The organism is Streptomyces sp. 13-12-16, from assembly GCF_002114215.1.
Classification (GTDB): domain Bacteria; phylum Actinomycetota; class Actinomycetes; order Streptomycetales; family Streptomycetaceae; genus Streptomyces.
In genome coordinates this window covers 1-1,288 of record NZ_NCTE01001267.1, presented here as the reverse complement: position 1 = coordinate 1,288, position 1,288 = coordinate 1, and the positions used below count along the sequence as shown (strand labels likewise).

Annotated in this window: 2 protein-coding genes; both read left to right on the top strand. The window is 76.4% G+C overall.

Annotated features, from left to right (window positions below; translation table 11 throughout):
• The coding region (locus B7767_RS38955; protein ID WP_143652901.1) for a helix-turn-helix transcriptional regulator at positions 1 to 369 on the top strand (369 nt) is incomplete at its 5' end.
• A 25-nt stretch (positions 370 to 394) separates the two neighbouring features.
• On the top strand, positions 395 to 1,288 hold an 894-nt coding region (locus B7767_RS49200; RefSeq protein ID WP_306298049.1), incomplete at its 3' end, for an ATP-binding protein.

Below are 1,288 nucleotides of genomic sequence, written 5' to 3'. Positions count from 1 at the left end.
GAGGCGCGCGAACACCTGCGGGACGCGGTCGCGCTCGCCCGCCGCTGCGGCTGCGTGGCGCTCGCCCGGCGGGCCCGCGAGGAGCTGGTCGGGGCCGGCGGCAGGATGCGCGAGGTCACGGTGTCACCGCTGGACATGCTGACCGGCACGGAACGCACGGTGGCCACGCTGGTCGCCTCGGGAGTGACCAACCGGGAGGCCGCGGAGTCCTTGTTCGTGACGGTGCGTACGGTGGAACTCCACCTCACGAGCGTCTACCGCAAACTCGGGATCACCCGCCGTGCCGAACTCGCGGACGCCCTGCACGTGGACACCCCGCCCGCTCCCGGCCCCCGCGAGGGGCGCACCGGGTCCGATGCGACCCGGTGAGGCCATGCGGGCACAAGGCGATCCGGTGAACGTCCCGGACCGGGCGGGCGGGGAAGGGCACGGGCGCCCCCACCGCGGCGGGCCGGTGCTCGCCGACCTCCCCCTCCTGGAACGCGACCGTGAGCAGGCCGTGCTGTCCGCCGTGATCGGGGAACTGCGGTCGGGCCGCCCGGCCGTGGTCACGGTGACGGGTGAACCCGGCGCGGGGCAGGGCGAGTTGCTGCGGTGGGCGGCCCGGCACGCCACCGAGCGGGGACTGCGCGTCCTCACGGCTCGCGCGACACCCGCGGAACGGGACCTGCGCTACGGCGTGGTCGGCCAACTGATGGCAGGACAGGAGGAGTTCGCCGGCCATCTGCCGCATCTCCTCCTCGGCCAGGGCGGGCCCGGCCGGTTCCCGGGGCTCACCCGTCTGCTCACCGTGGCCCGCGACCGGCCCGTCCTCCTGGTGGTGGAGGACGTCCACCAGCTCGACCCCGACTCGCTGCGCTGGCTGGAGGCCCTGATACGCCGGCTGCCCCGCACGCCGCTGGCCGTGCTCACGGGCAGCATCCGCACGGCGGACCTCGGCCTCGACTGGTGCGCGGGAAGCCCGCTCACCGGCTCGGCCACCACCGTCGAACTGGCGCTGCCCGGCCTCACCCGGGCCGGGACGGCCGACGCCGTACGGGCCGTCTGCGGCACCCTCGGCGACCGCTCCTTCGTCGCCGCCGTCGCCGACGCGACCGGAGGCAACCCCACCGTCGTACGCGACACCCTGCGCCGCTTCGCCCGGGCGGGGCACCCGCCGGACGCCGGCCACGTGGAGCACGCCCGTGCCATCGCGGCCCAGGTGATCGGCGAGCACGCCGCCGCGGCGCTCGACGGGGTGCGGGACCCCGTCGCCCTCGACGTCCTGCGCGCCCTCGCGGTCTGCGAC